Source organism: Nocardia sp. NPDC055165, assembly GCF_053606985.1.
In genome coordinates this window covers 698848-716140 of the sequence record NZ_JBSGSS010000001.1, presented here as the reverse complement: position 1 = coordinate 716140, position 17293 = coordinate 698848, and the positions used below count along the sequence as shown (strand labels likewise).

16 protein-coding genes are annotated in these 17293 nt (G+C 66.4%); 6 read left to right on the top strand and 10 right to left on the bottom strand.

Going from position 1 to position 17293, the window contains the following annotated elements:
• Position 1: 1 nt before the first annotated feature.
• The 6 genes from ACWFRF_RS03500 to ACWFRF_RS03475 form a co-directional block, all read right to left on the bottom strand.
• Positions 2–1672 (bottom strand): DUF885 domain-containing protein, encoded by a 1671-nt coding sequence (locus ACWFRF_RS03500; RefSeq protein WP_452448765.1) that lies wholly within the window; start codon positions 1670–1672, stop codon positions 2–4.
• Positions 1673–1761: 89 nt separating this feature from the next.
• The gene (locus tag ACWFRF_RS03495; protein WP_452448764.1) at positions 1762–2430 is read right to left on the bottom strand and encodes a DNA alkylation repair protein; all 669 of its coding nucleotides are present in this window, start codon (positions 2428–2430) and stop codon (positions 1762–1764) included.
• Positions 2431–2464: 34 nt separating this feature from the next.
• Positions 2465–3106 carry a class I SAM-dependent methyltransferase gene (locus tag ACWFRF_RS03490; RefSeq protein ID WP_379317535.1) on the bottom strand — a complete coding sequence of 214 codons (642 nt, stop codon included), beginning with the start codon at positions 3104–3106 and terminating at the stop codon, positions 2465–2467.
• Between the two features lie 136 nt (positions 3107–3242).
• Positions 3243–3884 carry a hypothetical protein gene (locus ACWFRF_RS03485; RefSeq protein ID WP_452448763.1) on the bottom strand — a complete coding sequence of 214 codons (642 nt, stop codon included), beginning with the start codon at positions 3882–3884 and terminating at the stop codon, positions 3243–3245.
• A gap of 184 nt (positions 3885–4068) precedes the next feature.
• Positions 4069–4602 (bottom strand): hypothetical protein, encoded by a 534-nt coding sequence (locus ACWFRF_RS03480; protein ID WP_452448762.1) that lies wholly within the window; start codon positions 4600–4602, stop codon positions 4069–4071.
• A 247-nt stretch (positions 4603–4849) separates the two neighbouring features.
• On the bottom strand, positions 4850–5029 hold the full coding sequence (locus ACWFRF_RS03475; protein WP_452448760.1) for a hypothetical protein: 180 nt from the start codon (positions 5027–5029) through the stop codon (positions 4850–4852).
• A 679-nt stretch (positions 5030–5708) separates the two neighbouring features.
• Here ACWFRF_RS03475 and ACWFRF_RS03470 point away from each other — a divergent pair.
• From ACWFRF_RS03470 to ACWFRF_RS03450, 5 genes are all read left to right on the top strand, one after another.
• The gene (locus ACWFRF_RS03470) at positions 5709–6047 is read left to right on the top strand and encodes a hypothetical protein (RefSeq protein ID WP_452448759.1); all 339 of its coding nucleotides are present in this window, start codon (positions 5709–5711) and stop codon (positions 6045–6047) included.
• Positions 6028–6558, top strand: coding sequence for a DUF6879 family protein (locus tag ACWFRF_RS03465; RefSeq protein WP_452448758.1), 531 nt, complete (start codon positions 6028–6030; stop codon positions 6556–6558). The genes ACWFRF_RS03470 and ACWFRF_RS03465 overlap by 20 nt, the downstream gene beginning before the upstream one ends.
• Positions 6555–7388 (top strand): helix-turn-helix domain-containing protein, encoded by an 834-nt coding sequence (locus ACWFRF_RS03460; protein ID WP_452448756.1) that lies wholly within the window; start codon positions 6555–6557, stop codon positions 7386–7388. The genes ACWFRF_RS03465 and ACWFRF_RS03460 overlap by 4 nt, the downstream gene beginning before the upstream one ends.
• Positions 7389–7698: 310 nt before the next feature.
• Positions 7699–8514 (top strand): NAD(P)H-binding protein, encoded by an 816-nt coding sequence (locus ACWFRF_RS03455; protein WP_452448755.1) that lies wholly within the window; start codon positions 7699–7701, stop codon positions 8512–8514.
• An 865-nt stretch (positions 8515–9379) separates the two neighbouring features.
• Positions 9380–10192, top strand: a complete 813-nt coding sequence (locus tag ACWFRF_RS03450; RefSeq protein ID WP_452448754.1) for a DUF4129 domain-containing protein — start codon at positions 9380–9382, stop codon at positions 10190–10192.
• Between the two features lie 8 nt (positions 10193–10200).
• Here the strand turns inward: ACWFRF_RS03450 and ACWFRF_RS03445 are convergent, their stop codons facing one another.
• Positions 10201–10848, bottom strand: coding sequence for a TetR/AcrR family transcriptional regulator (locus ACWFRF_RS03445; RefSeq protein ID WP_452448753.1), 648 nt, complete (start codon positions 10846–10848; stop codon positions 10201–10203).
• A gap of 232 nt (positions 10849–11080) precedes the next feature.
• Between ACWFRF_RS03445 and ACWFRF_RS03440 the strand changes: the two genes are divergently transcribed.
• Positions 11081–12289: an esterase/lipase family protein gene (locus ACWFRF_RS03440; protein ID WP_452448752.1), complete on the top strand. Its 1209-nt coding sequence runs from the start codon at positions 11081–11083 to the stop codon at positions 12287–12289.
• A gap of 64 nt (positions 12290–12353) precedes the next feature.
• Here the strand turns inward: ACWFRF_RS03440 and ACWFRF_RS03435 are convergent, their stop codons facing one another.
• Genes ACWFRF_RS03435 through ACWFRF_RS03425 form a run of 3 tightly spaced genes read right to left on the bottom strand, consistent with a single transcriptional unit; the run spans position 12354 to position 17240 of the window.
• A complete protein-coding gene (locus tag ACWFRF_RS03435) occupies positions 12354–13454 on the bottom strand; it encodes an alpha/beta hydrolase (RefSeq protein WP_452448750.1) in 1101 nt (366 codons plus the stop codon).
• The gene (locus ACWFRF_RS03430; protein ID WP_452448749.1) at positions 13444–15012 is read right to left on the bottom strand and encodes an ArnT family glycosyltransferase; all 1569 of its coding nucleotides are present in this window, start codon (positions 15010–15012) and stop codon (positions 13444–13446) included. The genes ACWFRF_RS03435 and ACWFRF_RS03430 overlap by 11 nt, the downstream gene beginning before the upstream one ends.
• 17 nt (positions 15013–15029) lie before the next feature.
• The gene (locus ACWFRF_RS03425) at positions 15030–17240 is read right to left on the bottom strand and encodes an MMPL family transporter (RefSeq protein WP_452448748.1); all 2211 of its coding nucleotides are present in this window, start codon (positions 17238–17240) and stop codon (positions 15030–15032) included.
• Between the last annotated feature and the right edge of the window lie 53 nt (positions 17241–17293).

Genomic DNA, 17293 nt, shown 5'->3' with positions numbered 1-17293 from the left:
CTCACTCCATGGCGGCGAGTTGTGCCCGCATCGTGTCCAGTCCCATGCCACCCAATCGCAAAGCGCGGGTGTGGAATCGCCGCATGTCGAACGACGCTCCAGCGCGCGCCCGGGCTTCCTCGCGAGCCGCCAGCCAGAGGCGTTCACCGATCTTGTAGGCGGGCGCCTGTCCGGGCCAGCCCAGGTAGCGGTCGATCTCGTCGCGAGCGGTGGTTTCGTCTTCGAGGGTCCGCGTCAGCAGGAACTCCAGGCCGAGATCGGGAGTCCACCGCTCGCCCTCGTGGAAGTCGGCGCCGGCCGGAATCTCCCACTCGAGGTGCATCCCGATGTCCACGACCACCCGGGCAGCGCGGAACAGCTGCTGGGAGAGCATCCCGAACAGGTGGCCGTCGTCGTCGAGGTAGCCGAGTTCCTGCATGAGGCGTTCGGCATAGAGCGCCCACCCCTCGCCGTGCCCGGAAGTGAACGACATCAACCGCTGGTAGGTGTTCAGCGAATCCGCCTCGTACACCCCGGTCGCGATCTGGAGATGATGGCCCGGCACACCCTCGTGATAGACCGTGCTGACCTCGCGCCAGGTCGTGAAATCCTCTTTGTCCGGCTCCACCGACCAGGTCATGCGTCCGGGTCGGCGGAAATCGGCGGTCGGGCCGATGTAATACGCACCGACGACTCCGCCCGGCGGCGCGATCGTGCATTCCAATCGCATGAGCTCGTCGGGGATCTCGAAGTGCTTCTCGCGCAACGATGCCAGGGCTTCGTCGGACACCTTCTGTAGCCACGCCCGGAGTCCGGCCCGCCCGCGCACCCGGTATTTCGGGTCTGCGTCGAGCGCTGTCGCGGTCTCGGTGAGGGAGGCACCCGGCGCGATCCGGGCGGCAACGGCGATCATCTCGGCCTCGAGCCGGGCGAACTCCGCCCAGCCCCAGTCGTAGGCTTCCCGCAGGTCGAGGTCCGCGCCGGTGAAATAGCGTGACCAGAGCCGGTAGGTCTGCTCACCGACGGCATCCTTGGCGGGCGCGCTCGCCATGAGGTCGGCGCGCAGGAACTCGGCGAGAGCGGCATAGGCCTGCTCTGCAGCCTGCGCGCCCTGTCGCAGCCGCGCCAGCGGCGCACCCTCGACACCTTCCGCGGCGGCGACAAAAGTGGTGAAGAACCCGGTGTTCGCGCCGGAACCCGCCCAGGTGTCCGCCTGCTCGGCGACCTTGATGATCTGGCGCAGCGCACTGACCTGCCCGCGCTCGGCCGCGACCAGCAGCGAAGCCCGCAGACCTGCCAGCGCCTCCGGCACCCCCGCGAGACGCTCGGCGATCACCGCCCAGTCCTCGGCAGTCTCGGCGGCCATCACGTCGAACACCATCCGAATGTGCTGTACCGGACTTTCGATCACATTGAGCGCGGCGAGGGGGAGCCCGGCGTCATGGATCTCCACGTCGAGCCCCACGCGCTCGGTGAACACGGCTTTCGCTACCCGTTCGCCGTCATCGGTAGGGTGTGCGGCGAGCATGGCGTGCAACGCATTTCGCGCTATCCGCGCCCGAATATCGTGCCCGGCAGGCGAATAGTCGGTCAGGCGATCGTCGTGTCCCGCGATGCCGAACATGGTCGCCGTGACCGGATCAGCGGCCGCGTAGTCCTCGACGAACCGATCACAGATCTCATCCACACCCATGCGGACACGCTAACGGCCATCGGCCGCCCGCGGGCAACCTACGATCGCGAGCACGGCCACCGCGGTGTGAGCGCGCCGCACAGGAACCGCTAGGCGCTCTGCCGACGCACGATCTCGGTGATCCAGGTGGGCGCGAACGGGGAGGTGCAGCCAGGGGGAGTGGGGTAGTCCTTCAAGACCTGGAGGCGTTCGCCGATGTCGAGGGCGCGGGCGCGATGGCCGGGGTGGTCGATACCGATCTGGGCGAGGCAGTGGTTCATCGCCCACTGCAGGCGATCGGGTGCGGTCTTCATCTGCGCTTCGACGAGGTCGAGCAGACCCGTGAGGTCGAGGCCGTCGGGCTTCTTCGCGACTCGTTCGGTGGTCAGTGCCCAGCCCGCGCTCGCGACCACGGGGTCCGGGTCGTCGAACCAGGCGACACGCAGTTCCTCGGCGTGCGAGTTCTTCTTCACGACATAGTTGACGATCCAGTCGTGGACCTTGGGTGTGCGCGCCTGGCGGACCATGGCGTCCAGTTCGTCACGCTCGAACATCTTCGGTCGGCAGATCAGCAGGGCGAGGAGTTTCGCCGCGGTGTCGTCAGTGTCCCAGAGTTGCCGGGCAAGCGCCGGTTGTGTCTTCAGGCGTTTGGCGAGCGCGCGCAGCTCGGTGAGGTTGACGCCGTGATCGTCGCCGTGCTTCTCGTTCACCGCGCGCATCTTCGGGTTGTCGAGGGCGGCCAGTTCGGCCAGCACCTCGTCCACCGTCGTTTCCGGCACCTGCGCCTCCTGGTCTAGTGCTCCTCGGAGACCATCATGCGTCGGACCGTGTCGAGGTGCCAGGGCCGGGTGCTCGGGAGAACACCGCGACCAGGAAGTCGGAGTCGTCGGTGAAGGGCCGAAGATCCCAGGTCGACAGCAGCAGGTCGACGGTGAGCCCGGCGGATCCGGCGTCGGTCAGGAACTCGGCGAACTCGTAGCCGCGGTCCGCACCGAATCCGATGATCGCCCGCCCGCCCGGCGCGAGATGCCCGGCGAATCCCGCCAGCACCGCCGACCGGGTGGACGGGGCCAGGAACGTCATCACATTGCCCGCGCACACGATGGCGTCGAAGTCGGCGACGGGCAGGTCCAGCTCGGCGAGGTCGCCGACCAGCCATGTCGGACCGGGATGGTCCGCGCGTGCCGCGTCGATCAGCACCGGGTCGACATCGACGCCCACCACCGTGTGCCCCACATCGTGCAGGTATCCACCGGTCCGCCCCGGCCCGCACCCCGCGTCGAGCACCCGGCTGCCACGTCCGAGCATCGCGTCGACCAACCGCGCCTCACCCACGATGTCGGTCCCCTGCGTGGCAAGCGTCCGGAACCGCTCCACATACCGGCTCGAGTGCGCCGGATCCGCGGCGACGATGTCCTCCCAGCCACTGGGTGTGCGCTCGTTCGACGCGTTCATGATCGCTCCCTCGATTCGGCCGCTATACCAACCTTGCCGACCTTAGCCGCGCTGGTGAGAAGTCCGAGCCGGCTGATCGGACGAGCGGCCGGCTGAGAACTGCCGCGAAGGCATCTGCCCTGCGCGGGAGCATTGTCTAGATCGATGGAGGCATCGCGGGCCTGAATCCGCTTGCCGGTGGTCGCTGGGCGCGGCTGCGGCGGATGAGGGTGACGATCAGAATGGCGATGCCGAGCAGGATGGCGGTGATCGCGATGGCCACCGCGAGCAGGATCGGGCCTGCGAGGGCGGAGCCGAGGTCTTGGCCGACGGCTAGGGTGATGCCGGGGCCGCCGTCGGTTTCGAGGGCGTAGACGCCGTCTCGGTCCGCGTGGAAGGTGAACTCGGCGGTTCCCTCGTGGCCACTCAGCTGATACGACTGCTCACCACTGACGGCCTCGGTCGGTACGACTTGCCCTGTGGGGTCGGTCAATCGGGCTCGCACCGCTTCCGGCGGCTCGATCGTGGCCGCACCCGGATACTCGAAGTAGACGGTGTAATCGCCTGTCGCGAGGTTCAGATCGCCGGAGCCGGGGACCGTGACGCGCTGGTATCGGTCGACGCTGTCCGACATGCGGAAGAATCCGATGGCGCCGACACCGACGGCGCCGAGCATTCCGCCCACGATCACGAGTACCGCCGCCACGATCCACCCACCCGACGACTGCTGCGGCCGCGCGGGGAGTTGGTGAAACGTCCGGCCCTGATGAGTGGTTGGAAAGCGTACGGTGTCGGACACAGCGGAGCCTCCTGAGCGCCGCGCGGTCTCACGGCTTCGCTGCTCAACTTATCTTGTCCCACAGACAGTTTCGTAGAACACTCGTGTGTCCTCCGGCGCCCACCCTCTGGTGGCGACCCGGACGGTCCGAGTGGTGACCGGTCCGAGTGGTGGCCGCGCGAGGCCGGCCACCACTCGGGACCCGTTACGGCGTCGAGTAGCCGATGAGGGCGCCGATGCCCGCACCGATCGGGATGGTCACCAGCGCGCCGACTCCGCCGAGGAAGAAGCCGAGCACTGCGCCGATGCCGGCGCCGATGAGCGCGCCGATGCCCGCGTTGTGCTGCTTGCGGGCCTCGGTGTCACCGGCCGCGTCGACGAATTCGGCCATGTTGGTGGTGACGACGGCCGGTGCGGCGGTGGGGGTCAGCGTCGCTGACCTGCCGTCGGCGGAGATCTCCGCGACCAGGTCGAAATCGCCTGCTCCGGTGATGATGCGGGTCGGCACGGCCGCGACCACGTTGCCCTCCCTGTTCGTGAGCGTGACCGCACCGCCGACGACCCGGAACGTGCCGTCCGGGGCGGACACCGTGAGCCCGGAGCCATCGGCCAGCGGACTCGCGGTGAACGCCACGCCGCTGTCGACACCCTGCACGATCGGAGCCGCGGCTGATGGTGCGGCCTGCGCGGTGGTGGTGGCCGCGAGGCCGACAGCGCCTGCCGCGAGAACGGCGATCACGCCGAATCGTTGTGCGCCCGAAGTTGTTCGAGACGAGAAATGCATCCTGCCCCTCCAGTCTGCCCGCCAGATCCGGCGGAACATCCTCTGCCGGACCGGATCTCGGTCCGAGGACATTTTCGCATCGACGGCGATTCCGTGGAACCCACCAGCGGTGATACCGGAAAAACATCATCACTTCGACATAAATGATGAATTACATTGCCACACCGTAGATATAGGTATGGTTACCGGAAATATTCCGGTCCTACGGGACGGTCGACGGTCCCGGCTCGTCTTCGGGCTCCTGGGCGACGACCAGGTTCGCCGACAGTGCGGCGGAATCGATACGGGTGATCGAGTCCAGCATCAACTGCGAGACATCGACAACCCCGACACCCTCGCCCTGACCCTGCTCCTGACGCGCGGTCACCCCATCGTTGAGCATCACCCCGACCGCACACGCTGGGAGGAGGTGCGGGGGTCACTTCGATGCGATTTTGCGCGTTGGGCGTGGCTCATTCGGGCCACAGCATCGCTGCGACCAAGACGACCACCGGAATCGTAAACGCAACAACCCATCCGGCGATGATCATTTGTCTCGGCTCTCCGCTGCTGTCAACCAATCCGCGATGTTCTCCAAGGTCCCGTGACAGACGACTCGGAACGGGTTCGAGAGCTGCCACCCGTACGGTGGTTCTTCAGCTCTACGGATGCCCATCGAACGATTGGCAGCGCGCTGGTTCAGTGCGTCCAGCTGGGCTTGTATCGCCTTGCTCATGATGCTCGCCGCTTCGGTTCCCACCGGGCGAGTGCTTCGAGCAATCTCCGGATCACCTCGGGCGGGGCGACCTCTATGGGGTCGAGCCGTGTCGGCTTCTGTATGCGTTGTGGGAGCACTGCGGGCCTCCTGGTGGCGCTCGTTGGCTTCCACCCCCGGCGGGGACTCTTGGTTCACCCGCCGGGAGCGTTGAGACGAACTTACGAACCAACGAACCAGTGTCGGTACAAACTTGACAGAACTTGCCCGTATTGGTGTCTAGCTGCCCCATAGGCACCCGAAACCGGCGACACTAGATCCTGTTGCATGCCAAACAATGCCAAGCCGTTAGACGGGGGTTCATGTCATGTTGAAACTGAGGTTCTTGGGCAATGGTGGTTCGGGTACGGGTGAGTGCCCAGCGTTGTACGCGACAGATCAGGACACCTACGCGATACAAGGCTGGACAACCAGCCACGCTGACACGATTGAGATCCCACACTTGCTGTTGGGTTTCGTTGAGCCTGATACCTACGTCGGCGCTCAGCTCGCTGACAGTGGAAGGGGAACATTCACCCTCACAGGTCGGCCTGTCACCGACCCTGAGACCCTGGCACAAGTGAAGAACCTTGCCGAAGACGAATCGGTCATCGAGGTTCCCAAGAACACGCGGAGGTTCTACGGCAATGCTGCTGCGGCTCAATGAAGAACCAGACCTCTGGGAGTCGCTGTTCGCGGAGTGCGAGCAGGAGGCGTTCCACCTGGAGACCCTGGACGCATACTCGGTTGCATCCGAGTCCGAGCCATTGCGGAGGTTCCTCGCGGGTGAACCAGCGGACCACACATGGTTCGATCCGTGGCGTTCGCTAGTCAGGCACACCACCGGACGCGGTGTGGCGATTCGGCGAGTTCGTGTACTCACCGAGCCAGCGAGTGACTACCACCGATGGATTCTGACGCTGAACCCCGAGAGCATCGAGGCCGGCGAAGAGATTAGGTACTTGCCTCGACACAACGCGGGAGATCCGCCGCTCACCGAGGACTACTGGTTGCTCGATGGTTCTCGCGTGGCTTTCCACGCCCGAGACACGTCTACTCGTGGGCGCGGTGTCGTAATCACCGAAGACGCTGGCCTGGTTGAGTACTGCGTAGAGCAACGAAACCGAGTGTGGAAGCTAGCAACACCGTTCAGCGAGTACGTGGAACACATCGCGTGACCACACCTCGCCAAGCTCGCGAGCAACTGGGTAGACGCCTTCGTGAGATTCGTAGGGATGCTGAGCTGACCGGCCGCCGGTTGGCTCAGCTCTCCGGGTGGCACGAGTCCAAGGTCTCGAAAATCGAGAACGGCACCAGGCCGCCCAACGAGGCGGACCTTCGCGCGTACACCGCGCATACCGGCACCGCGGATCAGCTGCCGGACCTGATTGCCACTCTGAGGGGCATCGAAGCCGCGTACATAGAGTGGAGACGACTCCTCGCTACGGGCACGCGCCGCCGTCAGGAACGATCGGTGACACTCGCGGAGGAAACCCGCCTACAGCGGGTGTACGAGCCGCAGATAATTCCCGGAATCTTCCAGACGCCCGAGTACGCGGAGCAAATTCTCCGGCGTGCTGTGAGGTTCTATGGCATCCCCGATGACGTAGACGCTGGGGTGTCGAAACGTATCGAGCGCCAACAGTGGTTGTACCGGGGAGACCGTAGGTTTCACGTCTTGGTGACCGAGCAGGCTATCTACAACCCGGTCGGCGGTCCTGGCGTCCATCGCGGGCAGCTCGACCGTCTGTTGTCAGTCTCGGGGTTACCCCGTGTGATGCTTGGAGTCATCCCAGCAGCGGCTCCGATGCCGATGCAATCAACCAACTTCGTGATGTTCGATTCCCGGTTGGTGCTGGTCGAGACCCCTACCGCTGAGCTATCGATTACTCAACCGAGGGAGATCGAGACCTACGCTCGGTTGTTCGCCGAACTGGCCGAGTCCTCGCTAACCGGGGGCTCCGCACGTCACATTATTCGCCATGCGATCGACACGCGGTCTGGCTAGACGGGAACTGCCCTGAACCATCACGGGTTGGGGGGCGGCTTCTTCCTTGTGGAAGATGGTTCCCATCATGACGAAGCGTTACCCGCTCGAAGTTCATGAGAAGGCCGTCCGTCTGGTCTTGGAACGACTCGGTGAGTTCGAGTGGCGAGGCCGAGGTTTTCCTCCAGTAGGTGGGCCGATCCGTGATCGGTCGGGAGACCGCCGCGGAGTTGCGAACCTGCCTGCGATCCCGCCCGAAATTGCCATGTGCGCTGCTCGGATTTCGTTGGCAGGATCGAGTGGTCCAACGAACCGAGACGAAGGGAAACCGATGACAATCCTGGTTACCGGGGCGACGGCCAATATCGGGCGCATGGTCGTGGATCAGCTGATCGCGCGCGGTGCGACCGACATTCGCGCGCTGACCATCAACCCCACCAAGGCGGCGCTGCCCGCCGGTGTTCAGGTGGCGCGGGGGCATCTGGGGCGACCGGCCGGCTTGCCCGCGGCGTTCGAGGGTGTCGACCGGATGTATCTCGCACCTTCGCCGGACAATGTCACCGAGGTCCTCGAGCTGGCGCGGGCAGCCGGGGTGCGGTACGTCGTGGATCTGTCGGGCGAGCCCGAAAGCTGGTGGGGCAGTGTGTGTAACGCCGTCGAGGGCAGCGGCTTGGCATGGACTCATCTGTGGCCCGCCGACTTCATGGAGAACACCCTGACGTGGTCTCAGCAGATCCGTGACACCGGTGCTGTTCACGAGCCGCACCCCGGCACCGCCAGTGCGCCCATCGCCATGAACGACATCGCCGCCGTAGCCGCGACCGCCCTGCTGGAGGACGGTCACCTCGGCCGCGCGCACTCCCTCGCGGGCCCGCAGGTCCTCACTCGCGCGAACCTGGTCGCGCACCTCGCCGATGCCCTCGACCGCGAGATCACCTTCCGCACCTCCACCCGCGAGGAGACCATCACCGCGCTGCAACCCACCATGGGCGACAACTCGGCCTGGTATGTCGACAACGTCCTGCTCGATTTCGCCCCGCCGCCGGAATCCCTGCCCACCGCCAGTGTCGAAGACATCACCGGCCACCCCGCTACCACGTTCGATCGATGGGCGCACGCGAACGCCGCCCGGTTTCTCGCCGACTGACACACCCCGGGCCGCGGCGGCCATCAGGGAACCGGTCACGGAAACGATGCGGAGGCGACGGACGGGGTGCACACTGGTCGGGTATCCGATTGCGGCGCTTGGTTTTCCGGGAGGGGGTCCGGTGAGCACTGTCCTTCTCGCCGTACACGACGCTGTGGGTCCCGTGCTCGCACAGGCTCCGACGCCCGAGCCGCCGCCGGAATCCGCGAGATATTTGCAACTCGTGCGCTACCTGTCGTGGCTCGCGCTCCTGCTGGTCCCGGTGCTCGTGATCATCGTCGTCCTCGTGATCGTGCGGGTGACGCGGTCGCGCCGCACCGAGCCGAGCCGGCACCCGCGCCCGGCACCGCCGCCGGTAGCGGCTCCCCCTGTCGTGGCGCCGCCGAGCTCCGCGACACCGCCGGCGCCACGTCCGCTTCGAGGTGGATGGCATCGGATTGCCGATTCGTCGAGCCCCGATCGATCGAGTGCCGTGTCAGACCTTCCGCTCCCGGGGGCGGATGGCTGGCCACCGCCGGACCCGACGGTGTGGGGACGCCCCGAGCAGAGATGATCGCGCGGGAATATTTCTTGCCTCGCGGTAGGAAATGTTGTCGGAGACAAGGAATCCGGGGGCCCTGAGGGAATTCGACCAAATCTTGTGCGGTCGGTTCCCGAGGGCCGGGGGAAATGTCATTATGTGGGCATTTCGGGTGGCATCCAGGGGTTCGGCGGTAGGTCTGTGGGAAAAATATTGGCGCCAATAGGTCGTCTGGTAGCGGCGGTCGTTCTGATTGTCGCGGCGATTATTGCGCTGCACGGGCGTTTACCTGGGACCGTTGTTCCCAGTGAAACCGGTGGGACTTCGCCGGTCGCTGTCGCGTTGATGCCGGTCTTGCTGCTGGTATCGGTGGTGATCTTGCTCGCGGGCGTCATCGTCAGTCAGCATCGGCTGCCGTTGGCGATGCCCGCGGTCGAACACGGTCTCCGGGTTCGTCTGTCGTTCACGCGGTTCGCGGTGCTGGCCCCGATCGCGCTCAGTACCGTCGCGCTGACGTTCGCGGTCGGTATCACCATGCTGTTCGTCTTGCCCGGCGCGCGGCGTCAGCCGACACCGGTGGCCTCGGTGACACCGGCGCAAGCGGGACAGCCCGGTGCGCCCGCCGCTGTCGATGTGCAGGTGGTCGATTCGGCGGTCGACTCGTCGCGTCTGAGCGGGATGGCGTTGCTGGGAGCCGCGGGCCTGGCGATCGTGCTGATCGGCATCGCGGTGGCCGGTCTCGTCGGCGTCACCGTCGCAGGCCGGGCGCCGCTGGTCGACAGCGTGGAACTGACCGAGGAGCAGGTCTCGACGACGGTCGACTCGCTGACCAGGGCCGCCGAGATGGGACTGGCGGCGATGAACGCGCCAGGTCAGGATCCGCGGACCGCGGTGATCGCCTGCTATGTGGCCATGGAGGCCGGGTTGGCCGCGGATCGTGCCGCGGCGCCGTTGATCTCGGATACGCCGAGGGAAGTGCTGGAGCGGGCTTTCGACAGCGGCGTGCTGCACGACGACGGCGCACACGAGCTGGTCGCGCTGTTCGAGGAAGCCAGGTTCAGTCCGCACGCGATGCTGGGCTGGCAGCGTATCCGGGCCGAACAGCTGCTGCGCCTGGTTCTCGCCGACCTCCAGTCCCGCGACGAGGTGCCGGTGTGAGCCCAGTGCTAGTCGCGGCCCCGCATCTCGCCGTACAGCCAGGTGCCGATCATCCGCGCGGTCATGGCGATGGCGGCGGCGCGGTCGCCGTCGGCCACGTCGTCGGCCGAAGCGCGCACGACCGCGGCGAATCCGGTGTTGACCAGAACCCAGGACATCATGTCGTTGTCACGGTCGTCGCCGGGCCCGACGAACTGGATCACGATGAGCTTGACCAGCATTCGCAATCGCGGCTCGAATTCGGGTAACCCGCTGCTGTAGAACTGCACACTGCCGACGAGCGCGCGAACCAGATCCGACTTCGCGATCAGCACTTCGGCGAAGACATCGAGTATCTCGGAGGCGATGGCGACAAAGTCGTCGCTGTTCCTGGGCGACGTCGCCACGGGCAGGCTGAATACCCGCTGGGTGAACTCCTGCTCGACATCGGCGATGAGCCGATCGAGGAGTTCGTCGACGAGAAACGACCGCTCCGGAAAGTAGCGGTACAGCGTTCCGATACTGACGTGCGCCTGCGCCGCGATGACATTGGTGGAGGTGTTGTCGATTCCCCGCTGCCCGAACAGTTCGGCGGCGGTGTCGAGAATGTGTTCCCGGGTCGCCTTCGCCCGCTCCTGCTTCGGCCGGATCCGCCGGTCGACGGGTTTCGGTGGCATCGGTATTCCTTTCGGCGGCCATCTGCTGCACTGATTCTCGTGGAAATATTCCGAAAGGTGGTCCGCATTGCGCGGAATAATATTTCCTGTGCGCGGCCATGGGGTTCCGCGACAGTGAATGGTGAGGTGCACACACCTGACCGGAAGCGATTTCCGTGCCGGTTGTTCCGGCATACGTTCGGGACGGCTTACGAGCCGATTCCTTTTTCGCATTCGGAAAGGCAGACCTTGCATGACCATTACTCGTGGCCGCACACGCTCGGTGCGTGCGGCAATACTGATGGGCGTCAGCGTTGTTGCTGTCGCCCTCTCCGGGGCGGGGGCGACGGCTGACCCGGCGTCCGAACCCACCGAACAGCAGCTGGCCGAAATCATCCACCAGGGCCGCGATGTGGCCTGGGGTACCGACGGCGGACTCGGCGGCACGGGGTCGGCCTGTACCTCCGGTAGCGGTGCGGGCTCGGGTAACGGCTCCGGCGACTGCCTCGGTGGTTCCGGCTCCAGCTCGGGCTCCTCGGGCGGCTACTCCTCCGACCCGGGCGCTATCGGCCCCGCGTCGACGGCGTTCCTGCCCGCGTTCGGCTACGGACTGCTCAATCCCGACGCGGGTGCTCCCGGCACCAACGATTGGAACTGCAAGCCGACCGCGCAACATCCGCGCCCGGTGGTGTTGTTGCACGGCACCTGGATGAACGCCTACAACGGGTACGCCTACATGGGCCAGCCCATCAAGGACGCCGGCTACTGCACGTTCACGTTCAACTACGGCCGTTCCAACATCGTCGAAGGCGGCGGGCTCGGTTCGTTCCTGCCCGGTGTCATGGGCACCGGTTACATCGAGGATTCGGCCAAGCAGACCGCGGCGTTCGTCGATCGCGTGCTCGCCGCGACCGGTTCCGACGAGGTCGACATCATCGCGCACTCCCAAGGTGGGTCGATGGCGAACTACTACACGAAGTTCGAGGGCGGGGCGGCCAAGGTCAACAAGCTGATCACTTTCGGCGCCACCCACCACGGCACCAGCCTCGACGGCATCGGCGCCCTGGGTCGCATGGTCAACAACCTGGGTATCGATGTGCTGGGTCCGATCGAGATCTTCGTCGGGCACGCGGGTATCCAGCAGACCGTCGGTTCGGATTTCGTCAAGACGCTCAACGCCAACGGTGGCACCGTTCCCGGTGTCGATTACACCGTGGTCGGCACGCGCTACGACGAGGTGACGAACCCGTACGAGCTGACGTTCCTCGACCAGGGCCCCGGCTCGACGGTCAACAACGTTGTGCTGCAGGAAGGGTGCGAGCAGGACATCTCCGATCACCTGACGATGATGTACTCGCCGCGTGCTTTGTCGATCGCGCTGCGGGCGCTCGATCCGGTGCAGAACCCGAACCTGACCTGCACGTTCAACCCGTGGCTGATCGGGGGTGGTGGCTCCCTGTAGACGAGCGGACGATTCGGGTGCATCGCGGCACGGCTTGGCCGCGATGCACCCGATTTTCGTGTGTTCAGGGGACGAGCAGCGCGGCGGCGCGTTCCCAATAGGTGTGCATGTCCTGCTCCCAGTAGCCCCACGAATGCGTGCCCGCCGGGCGGAAATCGAAGGTCGCCGGGATATCCAGGGCGGCCAGGCGGTCGCGCAGCAACGCGGTGCACACCACGGTGATCCCGTCGAGCACGCCGCCGATGAGCAGCTGATCGAGTAGTTTCACCGGATTGCGCTGGATACCAGGGCCGTTCAAGGTGTCCAGCGGGCCGGGCAGGCCGTTGCCGGTGCTCACATACACCTGAACTCCGCGTAGCTTCTCGGCATTGAGGGCGGCGTCATTGGCCGTCCAGGCCGGATCGGTGGGTGGTCCCCACATGTTGAGCGGGTTGCCGCGGCGCGCGGTGACGATCGAGGCCACCATCGCCTGTCCGGCCGGGTTGCTGGTCTGGATGCAGCCGCTGAACGAGCCGACCATCTGAAACCGCTGCGGTGCTTGCTGTGCCATCCGGAAGACCGCCGAGCTGGCCATCGACAGTCCGGCGACGGCGTCGCGGCCGGTCCCGTGGAAGGCCGAATCGATGATCGGCGGCAGTTCGGTGGTGAGGAAGGTCAGCCAGCGGTTACGTCCGGTACCGGGATCGTCGGCCTGCCAGTCGGTGTAGAAGGTGCCCGCACCGCCGATCGGCATCACGATGTTCGCCTGTTTCGCGGCGAAGAAGTCGAGGGCGTCGGTCTTGGTGAACCAGTTGCTGCCCTCGCGCCAGTCGGGGGTGTCGGTGCCACCGTCGACGCCGTTGATCAGATACAGCGAGCCGGCGGGCGCCTCGGGGTCGGCGGCGGGAATGACCGCGACGGTGACCGGTCGATTCATCGCCGCGGAGTGCACGGTCACATCGATCACCGTGCCCGGCCCGTTCGCCGCGGCCGCGACGGCGTAGGAGCCGTTCGGCGCGGGCAGCGCCGCCGCCATGGCACGGGCGGCCACCATGTCCGGGGCCGCCTGCGCCGTCGCGACGACGGGCAGGCCCGCGGCGGCGACCGCCACCGTGAGCGCGAGCCGTCGCACCATCGAATTGCGCACTGTCTTGTCTCCGTTCACTGCTGCGTCGTTATCGCCCATGCCGACTCGTTCCGTCGACCAGGCGCAGTTCCTTGGCGTCGGGCCACAGCGCCGACCACGGTTCGCTCGGGCCGTCGCACAGCCACAGCGCGACGCCGCGGTTCACGCCGGGAAAGCCGAGGGGCTCGTCGACGCGGGTCAGCAGCGTCGTCTGCGTGAAACGGGTACGCAGCGCGGTGTCGGGACCGTCGACCCCGAGGTAGAGCACCGTGGTCGCGGTGTCGGGTGGGGCGCCGAAGTAGCCATAGCCGCGGTTCGGACTGAACACCGCGGGAAGACCGGCGGCAGGCCCGAATTCCTCGAGTGCCGCTGCCTGCCAATAGTTCTGGGTCACGATCACCACACCCTCGCGCTGCCGCGGCGGTATCCGGTGATAGGTCTCGGCAACCGCGGTGACCAGGTCGTCCCAACCGCTCGGACCGAAAAGCACACTGCGCGAGTGGATCTGGGAATAGTCGGTCGTCGACTGCCGCAAGGCCGACTCCGGTAGGGGCAGCGCGACGACGAGCGCGACGCAGATCGCGGTAGCGAGCGTGCCGAAACCACCGCCGATGATCGCGCCGCGTCGCGTGATACCCCGGTCCGCCAGATACACCGCGCCCGCGGCGAACAGCCCGGGGAAAGCACCGGCCACGAAGTAGGGGCGCAGGCCCGCCAGCACGACCGCGCCCAGCCCGATCGCGATCATCGGGATCAGGAAGTAGTACGGACGGAACCGCTGCGCGCGCAGCCCGGCCCACATGCCGGCGAGCAACAGCAGACCGGCCGCACCGGTGACCTGAATCATCGTCCACGGCGCCGCGAGAACCCCGGCGGTGGCGAGCTGCTCATCGCGCACGATCGCGCCCATCGCCAGCTGTGGCCAGCCATTGCTGTGCTGCCACCACAGAATCGGGACCGCCGACCCCGCGAGCAGACCCGAGCCGAGCCACCACGCGGGCCTGCGCAGCATCTCCCGCGGCCCGAACACGGCCACGCCGAGCGCGAGCACCGCCCAGATGATCGGAATCAGCCACTTGACCTGGAAGTCGACGGCGGCGACGAACCCCGCCGCGACCAACAGGTAGTCCTCGCGAGTGCGCACCCAGCGGATCAGCAGCCACGCGAGCACCGCCGTCAAAGTGATGTCGAGGGCGAAGGTGCTCAGCATCGCCGATTGCATCACCGCCATCGGGGTGGTCGCGTAGGCGAGCGCGGCGACGGTCTGGGGGAGTCGGCCGCCGCCGAACTCCCTGGCCATCACCGCGCTGAGCACGATGGCCAGCACTGTGAACAGCAGCGCGGGTACCCGCAGTGCCACTGTGGATCCCGGTGCGAGGTGGTCCGACAGTGCCGCCAGCAGCGGAACCAGCGGGCCCTGATCGGCATAGCTCACCGACGGATGCCGTCCGGCCGCGAGGAAATACAGTTCGTCACCGCCGATCCGATAGCGGTCGATCCTGGCGAGGAACAGGATGGCGGCCACGGCGGCGACGATCGATACCTCGCGCCACGCGAAGGCGGGCAGCGTGCGGAGGGGGGCGGCGGGCACCTCGACGGTGCCGCTCCGGACGTTCATGGTGGCACTCCGCGGGTTCAGTCCCGGTCGCCGCGGACTGGCGTCGGAGCAGCTCCGGAAGGTGTCGGGTGGGCGAGGGTCTGGTGTTGCGGCGCGGGCCGCAGGCGTTCGAGCCACGCCGGCGCCCACCAGCAGGCGTCGCCGAGCAGCCGCATGGACGCGGGCACCAGCAGCATCCGCAGGATGGTGGCGTCGATGACCAGTGCGGTCACCATGCCGAAGGCGATGTACTGCATCATCAGCAGATCCGACAGTGCGAACGCGCCGGTGACCACCAGCAGGATCACCGCGGCCGCGGTGATGATGCGGCCCGTCCGGGCGATACCCGCCTGCACGGCTTCGGTGGTGGAAGCGCCCGCGGCTCTGGCTTCGACGATGCGTGACAGCAGGAATACCTCGTAGTCGGTCGAGAGCCCGTAGACCACCGACACGATCACGACCAGGACCAGCGACATGATCGGTTGCGGGGTGAAGCCGAACACCCCCGCGCCGTGCCCGTCGATGAAGACCCAGGTGAGCACGCCCAGTGTGGCGCCGAGCCCGAGCAGATTCAGCACGGCTGCTTTGAGCGGCAGCACCAGCGAACCGAACGTCAGCGCCAGCAGTAGCGTGCTGGCCAGGAAGACGAACAGGACCATCAGCGGCATCCGCTCGACCAGCGCGTCGATGCTGTCCTTCTCCACGGCGGGCTGCCCACCGACCATCAGCGTCGTGCCGGGCGGCAACGGCATCGAGCGCAGATAGTCGATGGTCGCCTCGGCATCGCCGGATCCGGCGAGCACGGTCTGGGTGGTGAGGACCTGGGGCTGGAACGGCGACTGCATCGGTTCGGCGAACGGCGCGGCCAGGCCGGGGGCGTGGTTGGCGTCGGCGCGCACGGTATCGGCGGTGGTGGGGTCGAAGGTAACGATGACCAGGTCGATCGGGTCGATCTGGCGCAATGGGAACAGTTCGTCGAAGTGCTGCTGGGCCAGGCGCGTCGGATGCGACGGCGGGAGAAACCGCTCGTTGATGGAACCGAAGGCCAGATTCTGGATCGGGACGATGAGCAGCAGCAGCCCGAGGCAGATCGGAACGGCCACCACCAGTGGACGTTTCATGACTCCCGCGGCGAATCGGCCCCAGCCGTTGCCGGGAACACGATCTCTCGCGACCGGTTTACGGAACCAGTCGACGCCGAGCCAGTCGACGCGCCTGCCCAGTACGGCCAGCATCGCGGGGAGAAGGGTGATCGAGGTCAGTGCGGCCAGGGAGATGGTGATGATCGCGCCGTAGGCGAACGACCGCAGGAAGCCCTGCGGGAACACCAGAATCCCGGCTGCCGCGACCACCACGATCAAGGCGGAGAACAACACAGTGCGTCCCGCCGTGGTCAGCGAACGCCGGACCGCATCGTCGACAGTGCGTCCGTCGGCGAGTTCCTCGCGGAACCGGCTGAGCACGAACAGTCCGTAGTCGATCGCCAGGCCGAGCCCGATCATCGAAACGACCGGGGAGACGAAGGAGTTCACCTCGGTGACCGCGGTGAGGCAGCGCAGCAGTCCCCACGCGCCGAGCATGGTGAGTCCGCCGACGATCAGCGGCAGCGCCGCGGCGACGACGCCGCCGAACAGGAAGAACAGCAGGATCGCGACCGCGGGGACGGCGAACAACTCCACCCGGCGCTGATCCTGAACCATGGTGTCGTTCAACGCGAGTGCGACCGGTTGTCCGCCGGCGAGCTCGACCTCGACTCCGGGGATCACGAACTCCTCGGCGACCTTGCGGTAATTGCGGCCCTGTTCGGTGGGGTCGACGCCGCTGACCGCGACCGAGGCGAACGCGTAGTCACGGTCGGGAGAACCGAAGACCTCGGGAATCGCCACGCCGGTATCGGTCGGCCAATACGCGCCGTTGACGCGGTCGATCTCGTTCGGGAACCGCTGCGGCAGAGTGTTCAGGCCCGCCACGACCGTCGCGGCGAAAGCCGGATCGTCGATGGTGGTGCCTTCGGGCGCCCGCACCAGCAGGATCACGTCGCTGCTGTGATCACGGCCGAACGCGTTGTCGCGCACGTGCGCCGCGCGCACCGATTCCGAAGACGGATCGTCGAAGCCCTTCGCACTGAGATCCGCGCCGAGTCCGAGCCCGTAGGTGCCCAGTGCCAGTAATCCGGTCACCATTATCAAGATCACCAGATATCGCCGCCGCACGACGGTGTCTGCCCATTGTGTCAACTCGGCGAACACATTCGCCTCCCAACTGCTCGCGATGTGGTCGAACTTGTCAGGAGTCGCCTGTC